This is a genomic window from Streptomyces lydicus (genome assembly GCF_000717345.1).
GTDB lineage: Bacteria > Actinomycetota > Actinomycetes > Streptomycetales > Streptomycetaceae > Streptomyces > Streptomyces lydicus.
This window is the reverse complement of sequence record NZ_JNZA01000015.1, coordinates 178,537-199,959: the sequence shown is the minus strand read 5'-3', so window position 1 is coordinate 199,959 and position 21,423 is coordinate 178,537. Positions and strand designations below refer to the sequence as shown.

Sequence of the window (21,423 nt, the reverse complement as noted above, 5' to 3'; positions counted from 1 at the left end):
CGGTCTTACGCTCAGTGGCAGTGACGTCACGTGGTCCGGCGGCCGTGCGCCGTCGGCCGGGCGCGCGTCGCCACCGCCTCGTACGAGCCCGGAGACCGGAGGCACCACCATGCCGGAGCTGTTCATCGGCGGTCAGTGGACCGCAGCGGCCAACGGGCAGGTGCGGGAGATCCGCTGCCCGGCGGACGGCACCCTGGTCGCGACTGTGGACGAGGGCGGGCCGAAGGACGCCGCCGCGGCGATCAGCGCGGCCCGTACCGCCTTCGACGACGGGCCCTGGCCCGGGACGCCGGCCGCCGAGCGCGGCCGGCTGGTGCTGCGCGTCGCCGAGCTGCTGGAGCGCGACAAGGACGAGCTGGCCAGGGCGGAATCGCTGGACACCGGCAAGCGGCTGGTCGAGAGCGAGTACGACATGGACGACATCGCCGCCTGCTTCCGCTACTTCGGCAATCTGGGCGCGTCCGGCGGCACCGACCGGGTCGTGGACACCGGCATCGCGGCGGCGGACAGCACGGTGCGGCACGAGCCGGTCGGCGTCTGCGCGCTGATCACCCCGTGGAACTACCCGCTGCTGCAGACCGCCTGGAAGGTCGCCCCCGCGGTGGTCACGGGCAACACCTTCATCCTGAAGCCCAGCGAACTGACCCCGCACACCGCCATCCATCTGATGCGGCTGCTGGACGAGGCCGGGCTGCCGGCCGGTGCCGGCAATCTGGTGCTGGGCACCGGCCAGGACGTCGGCGCGCCGCTGACCGAGGACCCCCGGGTGGACATGGTGTCGTTCACCGGCGGGCTGCTCACCGGGCGGCGGATCATGGCGGCGGCCGCGCCCACGGTGAAGAAGATCGCGCTGGAACTGGGCGGCAAGAACCCGAACATCGTCTTCGCGGACGCCGATTTCGACACCGCCGTCGACTACGCGCTGATGGCGATCTTCCTGCACTCGGGCCAGGTCTGCTCGGCGGGCGCCCGCCTCCTCGTCCAGGACGAGCTGCACGACGCGTTCGTCGACGAGCTGGTCACCCGTGCCCAGGGGATCCGGCTCGGCGGGCCCTTCGACGAGCACGCCCGGACCGGACCGCTGATCTCCGCGGCGCACCGCGCGAAGGTCGAGCGGTACGTCGCGGCCGGACTGGAGGAGGGCGCGGTGCTGCTCTGCGGCGGCGCGGCCCCCGACGATCCCTCGCTGGCGAACGGCTTCTACTACCTGCCGACGGTGCTGGACGAGTGCACCCCGGACATGTCGGTGGTGCGCGACGAATCGTTCGGCCCGGTGCTGACCGTCGAGCGGTTCCGCGACGAGGACGAGGCGGTCTCGCTCGCCAACGACACGGTGTACGGGCTGGCCGGGGCGGTGTGGACGCAGGACAGCGGGCGTGCGCACCGGGTCGCGCGGCGGCTGCGCGCGGGGACGGTGTGGATCAACGACTTCCACCCCTATGTGCCGCAGGCCGAGTGGGGCGGGATGAAGCAGTCGGGCATCGGGCGGGAGCTGGGTCCCGCCGGGCTGGCGGAGTACCAGGAGGCCAAGCACATCTGGCGCAATACGGAGCCGCGGCCGCAGAGGTGGTTCGAGTGACCGGTCCCGGCCCCTCGCGTCCGGACAACGGGCGCGAAGCCGCCCCCCACGACAACTCCCACGATGACGCCTCGCTCGCCGAACTCGGGTACAAGCCCGAGCTCAAACGCACCCTGGGCAACTTCCACACCTTCGCCGCCGGCATCAGCTACATCTCGATCCTCACCGGCACCTTCCAGCTGTTCTACTTCGGCATCGCGCACGGCGGTCCGGCGTACTGGTGGTCCTGGCCGATGGTCTTCGTCGGGCAGCTGATGGTGGCGCTGTGCTTCTGTGAGCTGGCCGCCCGCTACCCGGTGGCCGGATCGATCTACAACTGGGCCAAGCAGCTGGGCGGCCCGCACGTCGGATGGCTCGGCGGCTGGATGATGCTGACCGCGTCGATGGTGTCGCTGTCGGCGGTGGCGCTGGCGTACCAGGTGACGCTGCCGCAGATCTCGTCGTGGTTCCAGTTCATCGGCGACGGGACGGGGAAGTCGGCGGCCGCCAACGCGGTGCTGCTCGGCACGATCCTGGTCACCTTCACCACCCTGGTCAACGCCTTCGGCGTCAAGCTGATGGCCCGGATCAACTCCGCCGGCGTGGCGATCGAGCTGATCGCCGCCGTCATCCTGGTCCTGCTGCTCGCCGCACACATCACCCGCGGGCCCAGCGCGGTCCTGGACACCTTCGGCCTGGGCGAGGGCCAGTCCCTCGGCTACTTCGGTGCGTTCCTGACCGCGTCGCTGGCCTCGGCGTACGTCATGTACGGCTTCGACACCGCGTCGTCGCTCGGTGAGGAGTCCAAGGACCCGGCCCGCAACGCGCCCCGGGCGATCCTGCGCGCGCTCATCGCGTCGTTCCTCATCGGCGGTCTGATCCTGCTCTTCGCGCTGCTGGCGGTGCCCGACCTGCACGCCAAGGAGCTGTCCGTGGACGGCCTCCAGTACGTGGTGCTCGCCACCCTCGGCTCGACGGTGGGGCTGGTCGTGCTGTGGTGTGTGGTCATCGCGATCACCGTGTGCGAACTGGCGGTGCACACCGCCGGCATCCGGCTGGCCTTCGCGATGGCCCGGGACAACAACCTGCCGGCCGCGTCGCTGCTGGCCAAGGTGAGCCCGCGCTTCCAGACACCGGTGCTGCCCGCCGTCGTCATCGGTCTGGTGGCGGTCGGCATCCTGTTCCTCAACGTCAACCAGCCGCAGATCTTCTCGGTGATCACCAGCATCGCGATCATCATGATCTACCTGGCCTACCTGGCGGTGACCCTGCCGATGCTGGTGCAGCGGCTGCGCGGCAACTGGACCCCGCGGGAGGGGAAGTTCTCCCTGGGCAGGTTCGGGCTCCCGGTGAACTTCCTCGCCGTCTGCTGGGGCATCGGAATGTCGGTCAACCTGGCCTGGCCGCGGGCCGCGGTCTACAACGCGACCGGCCCGCAGCACTGGTACCTGCGCTGGGGCGCGTTCCTGTTCATCGGCGTCGTGGGGCTCGGCGGCTTCGCCTACTACTGGTTCGTGCAGCGCAAGAAGACGGGTGTGCTCGCCATGCACGCCGCCGTCCGGCCCGACGACGACATCCCGGACTCCCCCACCCCCCGCACCCCCTGACTGGAGACGGCACGATGTCCCAAGAGACGCCCGTGGACGAGTTCGACTACGTCGTGGTCGGCGGCGGCACGGCCGGTTCCGTCGTGGCCGCCCGGCTCAGCGAGGACCCCGACGTCACCGTCTGCCTCCTGGAGGCCGGCCCGTCCGACGTCGGTGACGACAACGTGCTGCGCCTGGACCGCTGGATGGGGCTGCTGGAGTCCGGCTACGACTGGGACTATCCGGTCGAACCGCAGGTGGAGGGCAACAGCTTCATGCGGCACGCCCGCGCCAAGGTGCTCGGCGGCTGCTCCTCGCACAACTCCTGCATCGCCTTCTGGGCACCGGCCGAGGACCTCGACGAGTGGGCGGCGCTGGGCTGCACGGGCTGGAGCGCGGCCGACTGCTTCCCGCTCTACCAGCGGCTGGAGAGCAATGACGCGCCCGGCGACCACCACGGCCGCAGCGGCCCGGTCACCCTGCGCACGGTCCCGCCCCGCGACCCGTGCGGCGCCGCCCTGCTCGAAGCCTGCGCGGCGGCCGGCATCCCCACCACCCCGTTCAACACCGGCGAAACCGTCGTCCGCGGCGCCCACTGGTTCCAGATCAACTGCCGCCCCGACGGGACGCGTTCCTCGGCGTCGGTGTCCTATCTGCACCCCGTCATGGGCGACCGCCGCAACCTCGACGTACGGACCGGACTCCAGGCCAAGCGCCTGAACTTCGACTCCGCGCGGCGCTGCACGGGCGTGGACTACCTCGCCCCCGACCTGATCCACACCCGTACCGTCAACGCCCGCCGCGAGGTGGTCGTCTCCTGCGGCGCCATCGACTCACCCAAGCTGCTGATGCTCTCCGGCATCGGACCGGCGGCTCACCTCAGCGCCCTCGGCATCGAGCCGCTCGTCGCCGCCCCCGGCGTCGGATCCAACCTCCAGGACCACCCGGAGGGCGTGATCATGTGGGAGGCGAAGCAGCCGATGGTGACCTCGTCGACCCAGTGGTGGGAGATCGGGATCTTCGCCGACACCGAGCCGGGCCTCGACCGGCCGGATCTGATGTTCCACTACGGCTCGATGCCCTTCGACATGAACACCTACCGGCGCGGCTACCCCACCTCGGAGAACGCTTTCTGCCTCACGCCGAACGTCACCCGCGCCCGCTCCCGCGGCACGGTCCGGCTGCGCACCCGCGACTTCCGCGACAAGCCCAAGGTCGACCCGCGCTACTTCACCGAGGAACACGACGTACGCGTCATGATCCACGGTCTGCGCCTCGCCCGGAAGATCGTCTCCCAGGACCCGATGGCCGGCTGGGCCGGCGCCGAACTCGCTCCCGGACCCTCCGCACACACCGACGCCGAGCTGTTCGCCTACCTCCGCGACACCCACAACACCGTCTACCACCCGGCCTGCACCGTCCGGATGGGCGCACCCGACGACCCGGCGGCCCCCCTCGACCCGCAGCTGCGCGTCAAGGGCGTCACCGGTCTGCGGGTGGCCGACGGCTCGGCGATGCCGCTGCTGACGACCGTGAACCCCTGCATCACCACGATGATGATCGGGGAGAAGTGCGCAGACATGATCAAGGGCGCCTCCTGAGGGCGCCCGCTCGACAGGAGAGTGGCCCCACCCTTGGGCGGGGCCACTCCCACATTCACGACCTACGAGGTGGGCTCCCTTCGCCGGCATTGTCCGGATCAGGTGCTTGGGGTCGCCGTCCGGTCTTGCGACCATTCGGCCTCTCAGCCCGACCGTCGTTCACGTCCTCAGCGAAAGCCAGGGCTCTCTAAACCTGAGGCCACTTCGGCACGAACTCCCTCGCTCGCCCCGTAGGTCTAAGTACAGAATACTCCGCACATACCGGAATGGAACCCCCAAATCGGGCAGATTTCGAACGGCTCCACGCGCGGCCGGCACCCAGCTGAGCGACCGCGGCCCGCACACGAAAAATGCGGACCGGGAAGCTTCCCGATCCGCACTCGTTGGTACGTGGTGTCCGAGGGGGGACTTGAACCCCCACGCCCGATAAAGGGCACTAGCACCTCAAGCTAGCGCGTCTGCCATTCCGCCACCCGGACTAGGTGTCATCGTCGTGGGGCGTTCCCCGCGGCGACATGGATAACCATACCAAGCTTTCGGAGTGCCTTTCACCTGCGTATCTGTGGGGGCACGAGCCGCGGGTACGGGCGGGAGGCGCCGCCGGGGGCCGCGTCGGGTCCCCGGCGGCGCGCAGGTCAGGGCATCAGGTGGTAGTCGGGGAAGTTGCCCGGCAGGCGCTCGCCGGGCGGGCCCTGGGTCACCGCGCGGACCAGGAGCTCACCGCCGACGAAGGCGCCGCGCCAGGAGTTGCCGAAGCCGCCGAAGAGCTCGTCGCGGTCGCCGCGGGAGCGGGGGGCGCCATGGCCGATCTTGAAGGCGCGGATCTGGGGGGCGAGCCGGTCGTAGGTGTCCTGGTCGTCGGTGGAGAGGGTGGCGACCAGGGCGCCGTTGCTGGCGTTCATGGCGGCGAGCAGCTCGGCCTCGGTGTCGACGAGCACGAGGGTGTCGACGGGGCCGAAGGGCTCGGCGTGGTGCAGCGGGGAGGACGGCGGCGGGGCCAGCAGGGTCGTCGGGGGAAGGTAGGCGGAGGTGTCCTGGCCGGGGAGGAAGCGGCCGTCGGCGAGGCTGCCGCGGTGCAGCGGGACGGCTCCCCGGGAGATCGCCTCGGCGGTGAGGTCGGCGAGTTCCTTGGCCTTGGCGGCGTTGATCAGGGGGCCGAAGTCGAGCTCGGGGAGGGGGTCGGCGGGGTCCGCGACGGCCAGGGGGTGGCCGAAGCGGACGGCCCGTACGGCCGGGAGGTACGCGGTGAGGAACTCGGCGAAGGCGTCCCGCTGGACCACGAAGCGGGGGTAGGCGGTGCACCGCTGCTTGGCGTAGTCGAAGGTCTTGCGCAGCAAGGGGGTCAGGGCCGGCCAGTCGGTGAAGTTCCAGATGCCCCAGGTGTTGAGGCCCTCCTGTTCGAGGATGTGGCGTTTGCCCAGGTCGGCGACGGCGGTGGCGACGCGGGCGCCGGTGTCCCGGCCGCCGACGAAGGACACGCAGCCGATCTCCGGTGCGCGGACCAGGGCGGGCGAGAGGTCGCCGCCGCTGCCGCTGACGAGGGTCACCGGGACGCCCTCGCGGGCCGCCAGGGCGCAGGCGAGGGTGAGACAGGCCAGCCCACCGTCGGTGGGGGTCTTGGCGATCACCGCGTTGCCGGCCAGCGCCTGGACGAGCATCGCGTGGATGAGCACCGACATCGGGTAGTTCCAGCTGGCGATGTTGCTGACCGGGCCGGGCAGCGGCACGCGGCCGGCGAGCATCCGGTCGATCTCGGAGACGTACCAGCGGACGCCGTCGATGGCGCGGTCGACGTCGGCCCGGGCGAGCTTCCAGGGTTTGCCGATCTCCCAGACGAGGAGCAGGGCGAGCAGGTCGCGGTGCTCGGTGAGGGCGTCGAGGGTGGCGTCGACGCGTGCCGTGCGCTCGGCGAGCGGGACGTGGCGCCAGCCGCGGTGCTGGTCGAGCGAGGCGCGTACGGCGTGCCGGGCGGCGTCCGCGTCGAGGCGGGGCGGGCCGGCGATGGGGGTGCCGTCGACAGGGCTGGTGGCGGGCAGCGGATCGCCGTCCGGGTGCCAGGTGCCGGCCCAGAGGTTGAGGGCCTGGCCGTCGCGGAACGCCTCGGGGGCGGCGGTCAGGCTGCGCCGCCAGGCGTCCGGCCAGGAGGTGCCTGGCTTGAGGGTGAGCTGCGGGGTGGTGGCCATCGGTGTCTCCGCTCTCGGTGCACGGCCGGAGGGGCAGGGTGGTGGCGCTCGGCGGCTCCCGAAGGAACCGCTACTGGACGGTAGTGCTCCCGGGGGCACCTCGGGGCGGGGTGCGGGCCAGGTATGGCGAGTCTCACGCGGGTGGGTGCGTCGCAGAGCTGACGCAGGGCCAGTTCGTGGACGGAGCGGGCGAGTTGGCCGGAGCGAGCGGCGGCGTGCCGTTCGTCTTCGTCGTCAACTACGCCTTCGGCGCCGGCGATTACCGCGAGGTGGTGCTGGACCTGATGGGCGTGTACGTGCTTCGGCGCCCGGGCCCACGACGGCGCCGGGTGCCCCCTTCCGCAGCCGATCAGCCGCGAGGTGGTCTGGGGGCGGCGGACGGCGACGGGGGTGGGCGGTGCCGCCTCGGCACCGCCCACCCCCGTCGTCCGCGCGTCCCGCTCAGCCGGCGGCGGGTCCGGCCGTCCCGGCGGGCTGCTCGCCCGCCTCCTCCTGCGTACGGTCGGCGATCGCCCGGTGGTGGCGGACCACCTCGTCGATGATGAAGTTCAGGAACTTCTCCGCGAACGCCGGGTCCAGCCGGGCGTCCTCGGCGAGCCGGCGCAGCCGCTCGATCTGGGCGGCCTCGCGGGCCGGGTCGGCGGGCGGCAGGCTGTGCCGGGCCTTGAGCTCGCCGACCTGCTGGGTGCACTTGAAGCGCTCGGCGAGCAGATGCACCAGGGCGGCGTCGAGGTTGTCGATGCTGCCGCGCAGGTAGAGCAGGCGCTCGCGGGCCGCCTGGTCGGCGACGGAGGCCGCCTCGCCGCCCGCCGGTGCTGTCCCGTCGCTCATGTGCCTCTCGCCATCCGTGGTCGTTCGGTGATGATCGGATGCACACTACCCGGCCGGGGGCCGGCGACCCGGGCCGGTCTCGCGGATCGGACGTCCGGCGGATCAGCCGCGCAGCCGCCGGAGGCAAGGGGTGGACCGCCGGGCCGTGGACAGCGAGCCGGCGTGCTCGCCGCGCGATGCGGAGGAGTTCGGCCCAGGCCCGGCCGGTGCGGGCGGCCCGCGTCGACCGGCCTTGCCGCACCGGGTGCGTACGCCCGGTGGCGGGCTCCCCCACAGAACCCACCACCGGGCTGTCTTGCGCGGGCCGCGCCGGCGGCCCGGGCTCCGTCGCGGGCGCCGCGGCCCCGGTCCCGAACACGCGGCCGTTTCCCGGCCCCGGCTCATGGGCATACCCACGCCGCCACCGGTCCATCCCTCCTGTGTGGCCCCGCACTTGCGGTGTTCCGCCGGCCCACGGCCCGGCATGTCCGGACCGTCCCCGTTCCGCCCGCTCCCCCGGCTGCCGGCCGAGGACATACGCGTCCCGCCGGCCGGGACCCGGCACCGGCTCGACGTGACGATCGGCGTGCGGCCCCGCCGTCCGGCCTCAGCCCTGCGTGCGCTGCCGCTCGTGGTAGCTACGGCGGGTGTGCTCGGTGTGGGCGCGCATGACGGAGGTGGCGCGCGCACGCGGGCACGCCCGGTGACGTACCTCACGAACCACCCCGTACCGCCCGTCAACCCCTGGGACAATGACGGCCGTTGGGCGGCCGACCGACCCTCGGCCGCGGACCGCACAAGGGGGCCACACCGGATGAGCACGGACCGCATTCCGCTCGCAGGGGCCGACGTCGCCGTCGTCGGCGGCAGCATCGCCGGCTGCGCCACGGCACTGGCCGCGCACCGCGCCGGGGCCGCCCGGATCACCGTCCACGAACGCACCGACGGCCACCTCGCCGACCGCGGCGTCGGCCTCGCGGTGCACAACGACCGCTACGCCGAACTGTCCGCCGCCGGCTACCTGGACGCGGCGATGCCGTGGGTGCAGCTGACCACCCGCCGCTGGTACGTCCGCGACGGCGCCGCCCCGCTCGGCCGGCAGATCGCGGCACTGCCCTTCCCGTTCCGCTCGTACTGCTGGGGGCCGCTGTGGCGGGAGTTACGCGGGCGGCTGCCGGCCGACACCGTGTTCCGGCAGGGGGTGACGGTCCGCGCGGTCAGCGACGCCGCGGACGGCCCCCGCCTCCACCTGGACGACGGTGCCGGCGGTCGCCGTACGGACCGCTTCGACCTGGTCATCGGCGCCGACGGCTATCGCTCGGTGGTCCGGGAGGCCGCGTTCCCCGGCGTCCGGCCGCGCTACGCCGGCTACCTCGCCTGGCGCGGCGCCGTCCCCGCCGAGCGGCTGACGGAACTCGACTTCCCGGGCCTGGGGCCGGCCCCCTGGGCACAGGAGGACTGCGTCTACGGCGTCTTCCCCGGCGGCCACGTCATCATCTACCGCATCCCGGACGGCCACGGCGGCCACCGCGCCAACTGGGTGCTCTACACCTCCCCGCCCGCCGGCGACGGCCTCGACCTGGACTCCCCCACCAGCCTGCCGCCCGGCACGCTCACCGAGGCGATGCACACCCGACTCGCCCACGTGGCACGGGAGTTGCTGCCGCCCTACTGGGGCGGCCTGGTGGGCCTGACCCCGCCCCACGAGGTGTTCATCCAGCCGATGTACGACTTCACCGCGCCGCGCTACACCGCCGGGCGGCTGCTGCTCGCGGGCGACGCGGCCACCGTGGCCCGCCCGCACACCGGCGCGGGCGCGGTCAAGGCACTCCAGGACGCCGCCGCCCTGGAGACCGCGCTGCGCGCTCTGCCCGAGCGGCCGGACGCCCTGGAGACCTACGGCACCGAGCGCGGCGCGACCGGCCGCACGATGGTCGAACTGGGGCGGGGGCTGGGCCGGTTCCTCGTCCAGGACACCCCCGACTGGCGCACGCTGGACCAGGCCGGTGTGGCGGACGCCTGGGCCGCCGCCGACGGCTCGGGAGCGTTCGGCGGCCGTGCGCTGCGGAACGGCGTCCGCACGCCGCCCGACTGACGCGACACCGGCGCCCGCCGGCCCGGGCGCCGGGGAGGCCACGCGCCCCGGGGGCCCGCCGGGCCGCCGGGCCGGGCGTTCCCGCGCTCGGCCGGCGCGCCCGCTCCCGCCGTGCGGCGCCCGGGACGGCGGGCTGCCGCGGAGCCGGCCGCAGCCCCGCCCCGCACGTGCAGGACAATGAGAGCGTGCAGGTCACCTCAATAGGACAGCGGGGTGACGCACGGCAACCTCCGCATCAGGGGCCGCTTCGGCCCCAGCACGTACGGCAGCGCTGAATCCAACACGTGGGATTGATCAGGCATGGGACGAGTCACGGAACGACGCAGGGTGATCCGCATCCGGGACGGGGCGGTCTCCACCCGGCCGGACACGCTCGTGGCCGAGGAACCCCTGGAGATCCGGCTGAACGGCAAGCCGCTGGCGATCACGATGCGTACGCCCGGTGACGACTTCGCGCTCGCCGCGGGCTTCCTGGTCAGCGAGGGCGTGCTGGGCGCGGCCGAGGAACTGCAGAACATCCTGTACTGCGCGGGCGCCACGGAGGACGGGGTCAACACCTACAACGTGGTGGACGTCAAGACCGCGCCCGGCGTCGTGATCCCGGACCTCACCCTGGAGCGCAACGTCTATACGACGTCGTCGTGCGGGCTGTGCGGCAAGGCCAGCCTGGACGCGGTGCGCACCACCGCCCGCTGGCAGCTGGACACCGCGCCCGACACCCCGGTCCGCATCGAGCCCGCGACGCTCTCCGCCCTTCCCGACCGGCTGCGGTCCGCCCAGCGGGTGTTCGAGCGGACCGGAGGGCTGCACGCCGCGGCGCTCTTCACCACGGAGGGGGAGCTGCTGGACGTCCGGGAGGACGTGGGGCGGCACAACGCCGTCGACAAGATCGTCGGGCGGGCACTGCAGCAGGGGCGGCTGCCGCTGTCGTCCGCGGTGCTGATGGTCTCCGGGCGGGCGTCCTTCGAGCTGGCGCAGAAGGCCGTGATGGCGGGCATCCCGGTGCTGGCCGCGGTCTCGGCGCCGTCCTCGCTGGCGGTGGACCTGGCCCAGGAGACCGGGCTGACCCTGGTCGGGTTCCTGCGCGGCACCTCCATGAACGTCTACGCGGGCGAGCACCGCCTCACGCTGGACGCGACGGCGACCACGGGCTGAGCCTCGCGCGGCCGCTCGGACCGGCCGGCCCCCTCCGCCGCTGCGCCACTGCCGCCCGGGTCACTCCCCCGGCAGCGCGACCCGGGTCAGCAGGGCGATCAGCTGCTCGCGTTCGGCGGGGGTCAGGGCCGCGGTCAGCTCCGCGTTGGCCTCGTCGCCGAGCTGCTGGGTGCGGCGCAGCCGCCGTCTGCCGTCGGCGGAGATCCCGATGGCGTTCTTGCGCCGGTCCGTGGGGTCGGGGGTACGGGTGACCAGCCCGTCCCTCTGCAGGTCGTTGACGAGCGCCACCATGTCCTTGGGGTCGATGCCGAGGGTCCGGCCGAGCTCCGCCTGGGAGACCGGGCCGAGGTCGGCGACCGCCGACAGCACGGCGTGGTGCATCATCCGCATGCCCTCGGTGGCCAGGGCGTCGGCGACGAGGCGGTGGCCACGGGCGGCGGCGCGGCCCAGCAGCCAGCTGGGGAGCGCGCGGATGCGGCTGGGGGCGTAAGGGGTGTCGGACATGGGGCCACCCTATCGAGAAACCGTTGGGCTCCCCAACGAAAAGTCCCGGAAAACCATTGGCTCACCCAACGGTATGGGGTTATCGTTGGGGCACCCAATGAAACCGGTCGGACTCACCGACCGCTCCCTACGGAGGTGCCGGCCCGTGCGCCGTGTCCGATTCCACGCCTACGGCGGTCCCGAAGTCCTGCGCGTCGAGGAGGCCGAGCCGCCGGTGGCCGGTCCCGGTGAACTCCTGGTGCGCACCGAGGCGATCGGGGTCACGCTCCCCTGCGTGCGCCGGACCCACGGCGACGGCAACGGCGGCGGCGACCCGCTGCCCGCCGTGCCCGGTGGGGAGATCGCCGGAACGGTCGTCGCGGTCGGCCCCGAGGTCACCGGCTTCGCCGTCGGTGACCGCGTCACCTCGCTCACCTTCAAAGGCTCCTACGCCGAACTCGCCCTCGCGCCCGCCTTCCTGGCCGACCGCATACCGGACGACGCGAGCGCGGTGGAAGCGGTGGCGCTGGTGCGCAGCGGCCAGGTCGCGCTCGCCGCGCTGAGCACCGCCGCGCCGCGGGACGGCGAGTCCGTCCTGATCACCGGCGCGGCCAGCGCCACCGGGCATCTCGCCGTCCAACTGGCCAAGCTCCAGGGGGTGCCGCGCGTGGTGGCCGCCGTCAGCTCCGCCGCCAAGGCGGAGTTCCTGTACGGGCTCGGCGCCGACGAGGTGGTGACCTACGACCAGGACTCGTGGGGCGAGCCGGCCGACATCGTGCTGGACGGCGTCGGCGGCGAGCTGCTGCCGCGCGCGCTGGCCGCCGTGACGGAGGGCGGGCGGCTGATCTTCTTCAACTCCGGTGGCGGCACGGTGCCGGCGTACGAGCTGCTGGCGGGCTCCAAGACCGTCACCGGCCTGACGATGCGCCGGTTCACCACCGTCCACCGGGAGCGCTACGAGCAGCATCGCGCGCAGCTGTGGGAGCTGGCCGGAGCCGGCCGGCTGCGCGTCGCCATCCATGCCGAACTCCCGCTGGAGGAGGCCGCGAAGGCGCACGAGATCATCGAGGCGCGGGCCAATCTCGGCAAGGTGGTGCTGCGGCCGTGACGCCCGCGGGACGCCTGCCGGACCGGCCGCACCCGCCGTACGTCCCGGCCCCCGGGCGCATCCCTCACACCCGGCCCGCCCGGCACACCCGCCGCACCCGGCGCAGTGTCTGCGGGCCGGGAGAGTGAATTCCGGCTGCCGCACGGAGAACCGACGCAGGCTCCTTGTCGCGGTCCGCACGCGGCAGTAGCTTCCGTCAGGGATGCACATAGGACGTTGGATGTCCTGATGACCCGACCGCCGATCCCTCGAAGGGCAGGCCGGACCATGACGTCAGTTCTCCGCGTACACCCCAGTCCCCACGGAAGACCTCACGGGCCCCGGCGCCGCCGCGGGCCCGCCCTGCTCGCCGCGCTCACCGCCGCCGTCCTCACACTGGTACCGACCGGCCCCGCACACGCCACGCCTGACGGGGCGTCGGGCGATCCCGCCGCCACCGCCCCGCCCCCCGCCGGCGGTTTCGAGCAGCAGGTCCTCTTCAAAGCCGCCCAGGAAAAGGGCTACTTCTGCTTCCGGATACCGGCCGTCGTGAAGTCGTCGCACGGCACCCTGCTGGCCTTCGCCGAGGGCCGGCGGCACGACTGCGGCGACTCCGGCGACATCGACCTGGTCGTCAAGCGCTCCACCGACGGCGGCCGCACCTGGGGCCCGCTCCAGGTCGTCAACCACGGCGACGGGGACACCCACGGCAACCCCGCGCCCCTCGTCGACCGCCGTACCGGGCGGATCCTCCTCGCCGAGACGTATAACAAGGGCCGGACCGACGGCCTCAGCTGCGACGTCCCCTGTGACCGGACCCCGCACCTCCAGTACAGCGACGACGACGGCGCGACCTGGTCCCCGCCCCGGGACCTGACCCCCACCATCCGTCCCCCGCAGTGGAATTCCTGGTACGCCACCGGCCCCGTGCACGGCATCCAGCTCACCCGCGGACGGCACGCCGGCCGGCTGGTCTTCGGCATAAACTCCGAGAGCTACGCGGACAGCCGGGTCACCGCCAACCACGCCGCCCTGGTCCACAGCGACGACGGCGGCGCCACCTGGAAGGTCGGCGCGCTGGACACCTGGCCCATCGCCGCCGACGGCACCTTCCGCCAGAAGCCGTCGGAGATGACGCTCCTGGAGCGCTCCGACGGTTCGATCTACGTCAACGGCCGCGAGCAGGACGGCACCGACCTGGGCCACCGCACCGCCGCGGTCAGCCGCGATGGCGGCAACTCCTTCGCCGCGCCGTTCCGTGCCGTCCCCGACCTCTACGCGCCGATGGTGCAGGGCTCGGCGCTGCGCCTGCCGCACTCGGCCGCCGCGGGCGGGCGCAGCCGCACCCTGTTCGCCGCGCCCGCCGACCCCGACCGGCGCCGCACCATGACCGTCCGCTCCTCCTGGGACGAGGGCCGCACCTGGGAGGGCGTCGACCGGGGCGCCCGGGTCACCACCGACTGGTCCGGCTACTCCGACCTGGTCGCCGTCTCCCCCGAGGTCACCGGCCTGATGTACGAGGGCGGCGCGGTCGACGCCCGGGACGAGATCCGGTTCGTCCGGTTCACCGAGGACTGGCTCGGCCCGCGCCGCGCCCCGGACCCCACGACCCGCGACCTCGCGCCCGGCGCCCGGCCGGCCCTCGTCCTCGGCGGCGCGAGCCCGACCGACGGCCGGTTCGGCAGGGCGCTCTCCTTCGACGGCAAGGACGACGCGGTACGTCTGCCGTTCCGCGGCTCACTCCCCCTGGGCACCCACGACTTCACCTGCAGCCTGTGGTTCCGCTACGCCGCCCCGAGCGGGGAGGCGCCGCTGCTGTGGATGGGCGGGGTGGGCACCCGGTCCCCGCAGGTCGCGCTGGAGGGCGACCCGAAGAACAACCGGATCATCGCCCGGCTCACCGCGGTCGACGGCGCCCGGCCTGCCGCCACCGCCCAGGCGGCGACCGGCGGCGCGTACAACGACGGCGCCTGGCACCACCTCGCGCTGCGCCGTACCGCCGGGCGACTGGAGCTGACCGTGGACGGCACCGGGACCACCGTCGCCGCCGACGTCCCCGGCTCGGTCAGCCGCGGCTCGGTCTTCGGCGTGCACCTCGGCCAGCGGCCGGACAGCCGCGCCCAGTTCACCGGCGCGCTCGACGACGTACGGGTCTACCGGCGCGCGCTGACCGACGCCGAACTGTCCGCCGTACGGTCCGGGGACTCCTCGGTGCGGGCGCCGGTGGTGCTGGCGCTGCCGCTGGACCGGGTGAGCGGACCGGCCCGGTAGGACGCGTCGCCGGCCGCGGCGGGGGCGTCCTCCCGCCGCGGCTCGGCGCGGGCGGCGAACCGCTTCGCCAGCACCGCACACACCATCAACTGCATCTGGTGGAACAGCATCAGCGGCAGCACCATGAGTCCGGCCTGGGCGCCGAAGAGGACGCTGGCCATGGGGAGCCCGGCGGCCAGACTCTTCTTGGAGCCGGCGAAGGTGATGGCGACGCGGTCCCCGCGGGGGAACCCCAGCTTCTTCGCGCCGTAGGAGGTGGTCGTCAGCATCACCGCGAGCAGGACCGCCTCCACCCCGAGCAGGCACAGCAGCCGCAGCAGGGACACCTGGTGCCAGATGCCCTGGACCATGCCGGCGCTGAAGGCGGTGTAGACGACGAGCAGGATCGATCCGCGGTCGACGTGGCCCAGCACCTTCTTGTGGCGCGTGAGGAAGGGTCCGATCCAGCGCCGCAGCACCTGCCCGGCCAGGAACGGCAGCAGCAGCTGACAGACGATCGGGACCAGCGAGCCGGCCGAGAAGCCGCCGCCGTCCCCGTGCAGCAGGAGCCCGGCCAGCAGCGGGGTGACCACGATGCCGACGAGGCTGGAGAACGAGCCGGCGCAGATCGCCGCCGCGACGTTGCCGCGGGCGATCGAGGTGAAGGCGATCGAGGACTGGACCGTGGACGGCACCAGGCACAGGAAGAGCAGCCCGGTGTAGAGGGTCGGCGGCAGGACGTACGGGACCAGCGCGCCGGCGGCCAGCCCGAGCACCGGGAAGACGGCGAAGGTGCAGGCCAGCACGGTGAGGTGCAGCCGCCAGTGGCGCAGGCCGTCGAGCGCCTCGCGGGTGGAGAGCCGGGCGCCGTAGAGGAAGAAGAGCAGCGCGACGGCGCCGGTGGAGGCGCCGCCGGCGACCGTGGCGGCCGGTCCGCGGGCGGGCAGCAGGGCGGCCAGCGCGACGGTCCCCGCGAGCGCGAGGAGGTAACCGTCCACGGGGAGCCAGGAGGGCAGCTTGAGCAACGGGCGGTGCATCGTCTCTCTTCGGTCGGCGGCTCTCGGGCGGCGGCCCGGACGGTGCCCCATCCAGGGTGCCGGGCGCGACGGCGATCGGGAACCCCGCTTACCGTGGTCACTGTCATCATGAAACGCGATGAACATGTTGAGCAGGAGGCCCATGTTCGAGCCCGCGCAGCTGCGCACCTTTCTCGCGGTGGCACAGACGCTGAGCTTCACGCAGGCCGCGCACCGGCTCGGGCTGCGTCAGTCGACGGTCAGCCAGCACGTACGGAAGCTGGAGGAGGCCGCCGGGCGGCGGCTGTTCGCCCGGGACACCCACGGCGTGCAGCTGACCGAGGACGGCGAGGCGATGCTCGGCTTCGCCCGGACGATCCTGGAGGCGAACGAGCGGGCCGCGAGCTTCTTCGCGGGCACCCGGCTGCGCGGCCGGCTCCGCTTCGGTGCCTCGGAGGACTTCGTGCTGACCCGGATGCCGGAGGTGCTGGAGGAGTTCCGCCGGGAGCATCCCGAGGTGGATCTGGAGCTGACCGTCGAGCTGTCCGGAACCCTGCACGAACTGCTGGCGGCCGGACGGCTCGATCTCGTCCTTGCCAAACGGCGTCCGGAGGACCCGCGCGGCCGGCTGGTGTGGCGCGACCGGCTGGTGTGGGTGGGCACCGAGCGACTCCGGCTGGATCCCGAGCGGCCGGTCCCGCTGGTGGTGTACCCGCCTCCGGCGGTGACCCGGGCCCGCGCGCTGGAGGCGCTGGAGAGCCAGGGCCGGCAGTGGCGCATCGCGTGCACCAGCGGCAGCCTGAACGGACTGATCGCCGCAACTCGGGCAGGTCTGGGCGTCATGGCACATGCGAAGGGCATGATCCCGCCAGGTCTGGTCCAAGTTCCGCCGCGGGCCGGACTGCCGGAACTGGGCGGGGTGGATTTCGCTCTTCTCCACGGGGACCGGGACCGCGCGGCGCGCGGCCCGGCGGAGGCGCTGGCCGACGCGATCCTCGCGGGCGGCGACAGGCTGCAGTTCCCGTAGCCGCGGGGGCTTTTCCGGGCGGATCGGCCGGTCGGCGCGAGAACCGGTGGCAGGTGCAGAGATTTGGTGCAGATATGGTCCCGGCGTCGTGATCGTACGGCGTCGAAGCGGCTGGATCATGTCCACGCTTCTCCGGAGTAGCCCGTTTTCTCCGGTTGGCCAGTTCGCGCGGGGACGTCTTCGCGCCGTGGTACCGCACTGCCGGATGTCGTCCCTGTGGGGTACGGTCGCGGCCTTGTGAGCAACACCACGAGGAGCTGGGTCATTGCGCGAGTTCACCGTCCCGCCTTTGGCGACCGCGCCCCGGGTCGGCGGGCTGGCGGATGCCATCTACGACCACGCCGAAGCCGATCCCGATCGCGTCGCCCTCGCCCGTAAGGACGACGAGGGCAACTGGGAGGACGTCACCGCCGGACAGTTCCGGGACGAGGTCCTCGCCCTGGCCAAGGGACTGCTGGCGCAGGGCGTCCGGTTCGGTGACCGGGTCGGCATCATGTCCCGTACGCGCTACGAGTGGACCCTGTTCGACTTCGCGCTCTGGTCGATCGGCGTCCAGTCCGTACCGCTCTATCCGACGTCCTCGGCCGAGCAGGTCTTCTGGATGCTGCACAACGCCGGCGTCTCGGCGTGCCTGGTCGAGCACGAGGACCACGCGATGACCGTCGGCTCGGTCATCGACCGGCTTCCGCAGCTGCGCAAGCTGTGGCAGCTGGACGCGGACCCGGTGGCCGAACTGACCGCGGCCGGTGCGCACATCGAGGACGACGTGGTGCACCGCCACCGCATGGCCGTCACCCCGGACGCCACCGCGACGATCATCTACACCTCCGGCACCACCGGCCGCCCCAAGGGCTGTGTGATCACTCACGCCAACTTCATGGCCGAGGCCGACAACATCGTCATGCGCTACGAGACGGTGTTCACCTCCAAGCACAACGACGAGGCGGCGACGCTGCTGTTCCTGCCGCTGGCGCACGTCTTCGGGCGGATGGTCCAGGTCGCCGCGATCCGCGGTCAGGTCAAGCTGGGGCACCAGCCGGAGCTCGCGGCCCGTGCGCTGCTGCCCGATCTGCAGACCTTCCGGCCGACGTTCATCCTCGCGGTGCCCTACATCTTCGAGAAGGTCTTCGCCGCGGCACGGCGGAAGGCGGAGGCCGAGGGCAAGGTCGCGCCGTTCGACAAGGCGGTCGACATCGCGGGCCGCTATGCCGAGGCGCAGGAGAACAAGGCGTTCGGCCTCGGCTCCGGCCCCGGCGCCTCGCTGCGGATGCAGCACCAGCTCTTCGACAAGCTGGTCTACAGCAAGGTCCGGGCGGCGATGGGCGGCCGGATGCGGTACGCGATGTCCGGCGGCTCGGCGATGGAGCGCCGGCTCGGGCTGTTCTTCGCCGGCGCCGGCGTGCGGATCTTCGAGGGCTACGGCCTGACGGAGAGCACCGCGGCCGCCACCGCCAACCCGCCCGAGCGGACCCGCTTCGGCACCGTCGGCACCCCCATCCCCGGCACCACCGTGCACATCGCGGAGGACGGCGAGATCTGGCTCTACGGCGGCCAGGTCTTCCAGGGCTACCACAACGACCGCAAGGCGACCGACGCCGTGCTGCACGACGGCTGGTTCTCCACCGGTGACCTGGGGGCCCTGGACGAGGACGGCTATCTGACGATCACCGGCCGCAAGAAGGAAATCCTGGTCACCTCCGGCGGCAAGACGGTCTCGCCGGTGGGCCTGGAGGAGCGGGTGCGGGCGCATCCACTGGTCGCCCAGTGCATCGTCGTCGGCAACGACCGGCCGTTCATCGCCGCCCTGGTGACGCTGGACCCCGAGGCGGTCGCCCACTGGCTGGCCATGCGCGGCAAGCCGGAGATGCCGCCGACGGACCTGGTGCGCGACCCGGACCTGGAGACCGAGATCCGGCGGGCCGTCGTGGCCGCCAACACCCTGGTCTCCCAGGCCGAGTCGATCCGAACATTCCGGATACTGGCCCACCAGTTCAGCGAGGAGCACGGGCTGCTGACCCCGTCGCTGAAGCTGAAGCGCAAGGCGATCGAGACGGCGTACTCGGTGGAGGTGGACGCGCTGTACCAGGGGTGAGTCGGGGCAGCGGCACGCGCCGCCCGCACCGCATCCCCCGTACGGCGGAGGCGGATCGCCCCGGGCCGGATGTCCGGCCGGTCTGCGCAGTCCTCACGGCCGGGGCGTTCACTCAGTGCGAACGGGCATCGGCCGTACGCGGGAATGCCGGGCAGCGGATGATCGTTGAACGAGTGGCAAGACGAACGTCGACGTAAGGACCGATTCCCCCGTGAGCAAGGTTCCCGCCATCACGCTCAACAACGGCATCGCCATGCCGCAGCTCGGCTTCGGCGTCTGGCAGATCCCCGACGACGAGGCGTTCACCGCCGTCGGTCAGGCCCTGGAAACCGGCTACCGCAGCATCGACACCGCGGCGATCTACGGCAACGAGGAGGGCACCGGCAAGGCGCTCGCCGCCTCCGGCATCCCCCGTGAAGAACTGTTCGTCACGACCAAGCTGTGGAACAGCGCCTCCGAAACATGGACGCGGGACAGCGTCCTCCGCGAGTTCGACCTGTCCCTCAGCAAGCTCGGGCTCGACTACATCGACCTGTACCTGATCCACTGGCCGCGGGCCATGCGCGACGACTACCTCACGATCTGGCGGGCCTTCGAGGAGATCGCGCAGAGCGGCCGTGCCAAGGCCATCGGCGTCTCGAACTTCCTGCCGGAGCACCTGGAGCGACTGATCGGCGAGACGTCCGTTGTCCCGGCCGTCAATCAGATCGAGCTGCACCCGCATCTCCAGCAGTCCGAGTCGCGCGCCGCGCACGCCCGGCACGGCATCGCAACCGAAGCGTGGTCGCCGCTGGGCCAGGGCAAGGACCTCCTGGCGGACACGACCATTGCCGGGCTCGCCGAGAAGTACGGCAAGAGCCCCGCGCAGGTCGTGCTGCGCTGGCACATTCAGCTCGGCAACGTCGTGATCCCCAAGTCGGTGACCCCGTCCCGGATCCGGGAGAACATCGACGTCTTCGACTTCGAGCTGGACGCCGAAGACCTGAGTTCGCTCGCCTCCCTGGACGTGGGCAAGCGCCTGGGGCCCGACCCCGCCACCTTCGACGTGTGACCTGGTGCTGCCGATTCCGCCGCTGCCGTTGTTCGGCAGCGGCGGACCTCGTTAGCCGGGCGGGAGGCAGGCTCGCCTTTGCAGGGTGGGCGCGACCCATGCACATCCCGGCGGCGTCGTGGTGAGCGCGGATGGTCGTGCGAAGGACGATCGCGACCTCACACAGCCCCGGGCGCCCCAGTGGTCTGTTCGGTGGTCAGGCGGGCCCGCCAGTCACGGACGTAGTCATGGGACATGGAGGCCAGGCGGGCTATCTCCGCGTCGTCGCGACCGTCGGCCCACGCCAGGATCCGGGTCACGGTGCGGTTCCGCGCGGCGCGGAAGTCCTTGAGCATGCCTTCGAGGCGTTCGACCTCCTCGCCTTCGTGGACAAGCTGCTGGTCGACGGCGGCCCGTTCGTCGGCGCGCAACTGCTGCAGATAGGCGGACAGGCCCGTCAGGACCAACCCTTCCTCGTGTGCGGCGCTCTGGAAGCGTTCTGCCAGGGCCGCCAGCAAGCAGTCCGGCACATCGGCGAGGGTGGCTCCGGGAGGCTTGGCCGCCTCCCAGGTGTCCCTGCCGGCCTCTGCCGTCTCCAGCCAGCGGCGGGCCTCCGTAGGAGTACGGTCGCCGCACGCGCGGGCGCGATAGGCGTACAGGGCGGCACGGTGGCCGTAGAAGGTGAAACCGTCCTCGATCTGCCGGTCGGCGGCGCGGCACATCCGCCCCGGGACACCGCCGTAGCCCGAGTCGGGCCGGTAGTCGGCGTAAGCCTCCAGTTCCGCGTCGGTGGCCACTCCCCAGGACGGGTCACACAAGTCGGGGTTGCTCGCGAGGAACTCGCTGACCTCGACCCGCCATGTGGGGACCGGGCTCATCCGGAGCCTGGGCCAGATGACCTCTCCGGAGGAAGCGAAGGTGTAGGTGGCGGCCTGCTCGATGTCGTCCCAGGCGGTGGCGGCCTCGGCGGACCACTCCAGTTCGCCGTCCGGCCCCGTACGGTGTATCGACTCCACGAGCCGCTGTACGGCGGGCAATATGCGCCATGCGAGCGCATGCAGCTCCTCGGCGGTGAAGAAGCGCCAGGAGTAGCCGCGCTGCTCGTCGTGCGCAAGGTGGGTCAGCAGGTACACGAGAACGCCGGGGGGCGGCAGCGTCCCGTCGCCGAGTGCGCTGCGCGGTACGCCGGGGAGCTGGCTGTCCAGGTTCTCGCGCGAAGCCCGCCAGTCGATGTCACCGAACCAGACCGCACCACTCCGGGCGTCGACGGCCAACCATTGGTGGTATCCCACTCCCGGGCCGTACCGCTCCTCTTGCTGCTCGGCGTCTTCGTCGTGCCAGACGTATTCGGCGGGGGGCGGCGTCAGCTCCACGGCTACGAAGCCGTCCTCCGGGCGGTAGCCGGTGAGGATGCGAGCCGTGCTCGGTGCGCTGTCGGCGGCGGTCATGA

The 21,423-nt window shown here is 72.4% G+C and carries 15 protein-coding genes and 1 tRNA gene; 10 read left to right on the top strand and 6 right to left on the bottom strand.

Annotation, left to right across the window (positions count from 1 at the left end; genetic code table 11):
- Nucleotides 1-109: 109 nt before the first annotated feature.
- The 3 genes from OO62_RS17190 to OO62_RS17180 are packed head-to-tail and all read left to right on the top strand — an operon-like array spanning nt 110 to nt 4,745.
- A complete protein-coding gene (locus OO62_RS17190; RefSeq protein WP_033268287.1) occupies nt 110-1,579 on the top strand; it encodes an aldehyde dehydrogenase family protein in 1,470 nt (489 codons plus the stop codon).
- Nucleotides 1,576-3,165: an APC family permease gene (locus OO62_RS17185; protein ID WP_033268286.1), complete on the top strand. Its 1,590-nt coding sequence runs from the start codon at nt 1,576-1,578 to the stop codon at nt 3,163-3,165. Before OO62_RS17190 ends, OO62_RS17185 begins: the two co-directional genes overlap by 4 nt.
- A 14-nt stretch (nt 3,166-3,179) precedes the next feature.
- The gene (locus OO62_RS17180) at nt 3,180-4,745 is read left to right on the top strand and encodes a GMC family oxidoreductase (RefSeq protein ID WP_033268285.1); all 1,566 of its coding nucleotides are present in this window, start codon (nt 3,180-3,182) and stop codon (nt 4,743-4,745) included.
- 391 nt (nt 4,746-5,136) lie between these two features.
- On the opposite strand, the gene OO62_RS17175 is transcribed toward OO62_RS17180, so the two are convergent.
- From OO62_RS17175 to OO62_RS17165, 3 genes are all read right to left on the bottom strand, one after another.
- Nucleotides 5,137-5,224, bottom strand: a tRNA-Leu gene (locus OO62_RS17175).
- 156 nt (nt 5,225-5,380) lie between these two features.
- On the bottom strand, nt 5,381-6,928 hold the full coding sequence (locus OO62_RS17170) for an aldehyde dehydrogenase family protein (RefSeq protein ID WP_033268284.1): 1,548 nt from the start codon (nt 6,926-6,928) through the stop codon (nt 5,381-5,383).
- A gap of 441 nt (nt 6,929-7,369) precedes the next feature.
- Complete coding sequence (locus OO62_RS17165) at nt 7,370-7,759, bottom strand: chorismate mutase (RefSeq protein WP_033268283.1); 390 nt, start codon at nt 7,757-7,759, stop codon at nt 7,370-7,372.
- Nucleotides 7,760-8,552: 793 nt separating this feature from the next.
- On the opposite strand from OO62_RS17165, the gene OO62_RS17160 reads away from it, so the two are divergent.
- Both OO62_RS17160 and fdhD read left to right on the top strand, forming a co-directional pair.
- Nucleotides 8,553-9,833, top strand: coding sequence for an FAD-dependent monooxygenase (locus OO62_RS17160; protein ID WP_033268282.1), 1,281 nt, complete (start codon nt 8,553-8,555; stop codon nt 9,831-9,833).
- A 300-nt stretch (nt 9,834-10,133) separates the two neighbouring features.
- On the top strand, nt 10,134-10,988 hold the full coding sequence (fdhD, locus tag OO62_RS17155; protein ID WP_033268281.1) for a formate dehydrogenase accessory sulfurtransferase FdhD: 855 nt from the start codon (nt 10,134-10,136) through the stop codon (nt 10,986-10,988).
- A 60-nt stretch (nt 10,989-11,048) separates the two neighbouring features.
- On the opposite strand, the gene OO62_RS17150 is transcribed toward fdhD, so the two are convergent.
- Nucleotides 11,049-11,492 (bottom strand): MarR family winged helix-turn-helix transcriptional regulator, encoded by a 444-nt coding sequence (locus OO62_RS17150; protein WP_033268280.1) that lies wholly within the window; start codon nt 11,490-11,492, stop codon nt 11,049-11,051.
- 145 nt (nt 11,493-11,637) lie between these two features.
- Here OO62_RS17150 and OO62_RS17145 point away from each other — a divergent pair, with 145 nt between their 5' ends.
- Together OO62_RS17145 and OO62_RS17140 are read left to right on the top strand one after the other, a co-directional pair.
- Nucleotides 11,638-12,579, top strand: a complete 942-nt coding sequence (locus OO62_RS17145) for a quinone oxidoreductase family protein (RefSeq protein WP_033268279.1) — start codon at nt 11,638-11,640, stop codon at nt 12,577-12,579.
- A gap of 267 nt (nt 12,580-12,846) precedes the next feature.
- Nucleotides 12,847-14,829: a sialidase family protein gene (locus OO62_RS17140; protein WP_033268278.1), complete on the top strand. Its 1,983-nt coding sequence runs from the start codon at nt 12,847-12,849 to the stop codon at nt 14,827-14,829.
- On the opposite strand, the gene OO62_RS17135 is transcribed toward OO62_RS17140, so the two are convergent.
- Nucleotides 14,712-15,845: a bile acid:sodium symporter family protein gene (locus OO62_RS17135; protein ID WP_099870995.1), complete on the bottom strand. Its 1,134-nt coding sequence runs from the start codon at nt 15,843-15,845 to the stop codon at nt 14,712-14,714. The two genes, OO62_RS17140 and OO62_RS17135, sit on opposite strands and share 118 nt — an antisense overlap.
- Before the next feature lie 142 nt (nt 15,846-15,987).
- Here OO62_RS17135 and OO62_RS17130 point away from each other — a divergent pair, with 142 nt between their 5' ends.
- The 3 genes from OO62_RS17130 (at nt 15,988) to OO62_RS17120 (ending at nt 19,994) form a co-directional block, all read left to right on the top strand.
- Nucleotides 15,988-16,851 carry a LysR family transcriptional regulator gene (locus OO62_RS17130; RefSeq protein WP_033268277.1) on the top strand — a complete coding sequence of 288 codons (864 nt, stop codon included), beginning with the start codon at nt 15,988-15,990 and terminating at the stop codon, nt 16,849-16,851.
- 265 nt (nt 16,852-17,116) lie between these two features.
- Complete coding sequence (locus OO62_RS17125) at nt 17,117-18,943, top strand: AMP-dependent synthetase/ligase (RefSeq protein ID WP_033268276.1); 1,827 nt, start codon at nt 17,117-17,119, stop codon at nt 18,941-18,943.
- Between the two features lie 211 nt (nt 18,944-19,154).
- Nucleotides 19,155-19,994 (top strand): aldo/keto reductase, encoded by an 840-nt coding sequence (locus OO62_RS17120; RefSeq protein ID WP_033268275.1) that lies wholly within the window; start codon nt 19,155-19,157, stop codon nt 19,992-19,994.
- Nucleotides 19,995-20,152: 158 nt separating this feature from the next.
- On the opposite strand, the gene OO62_RS17115 is transcribed toward OO62_RS17120, so the two are convergent.
- Nucleotides 20,153-21,421: a hypothetical protein gene (locus OO62_RS17115; protein ID WP_033268274.1), complete on the bottom strand. Its 1,269-nt coding sequence runs from the start codon at nt 21,419-21,421 to the stop codon at nt 20,153-20,155.
- Between the last annotated feature and the right edge of the window lie 2 nt (nt 21,422-21,423).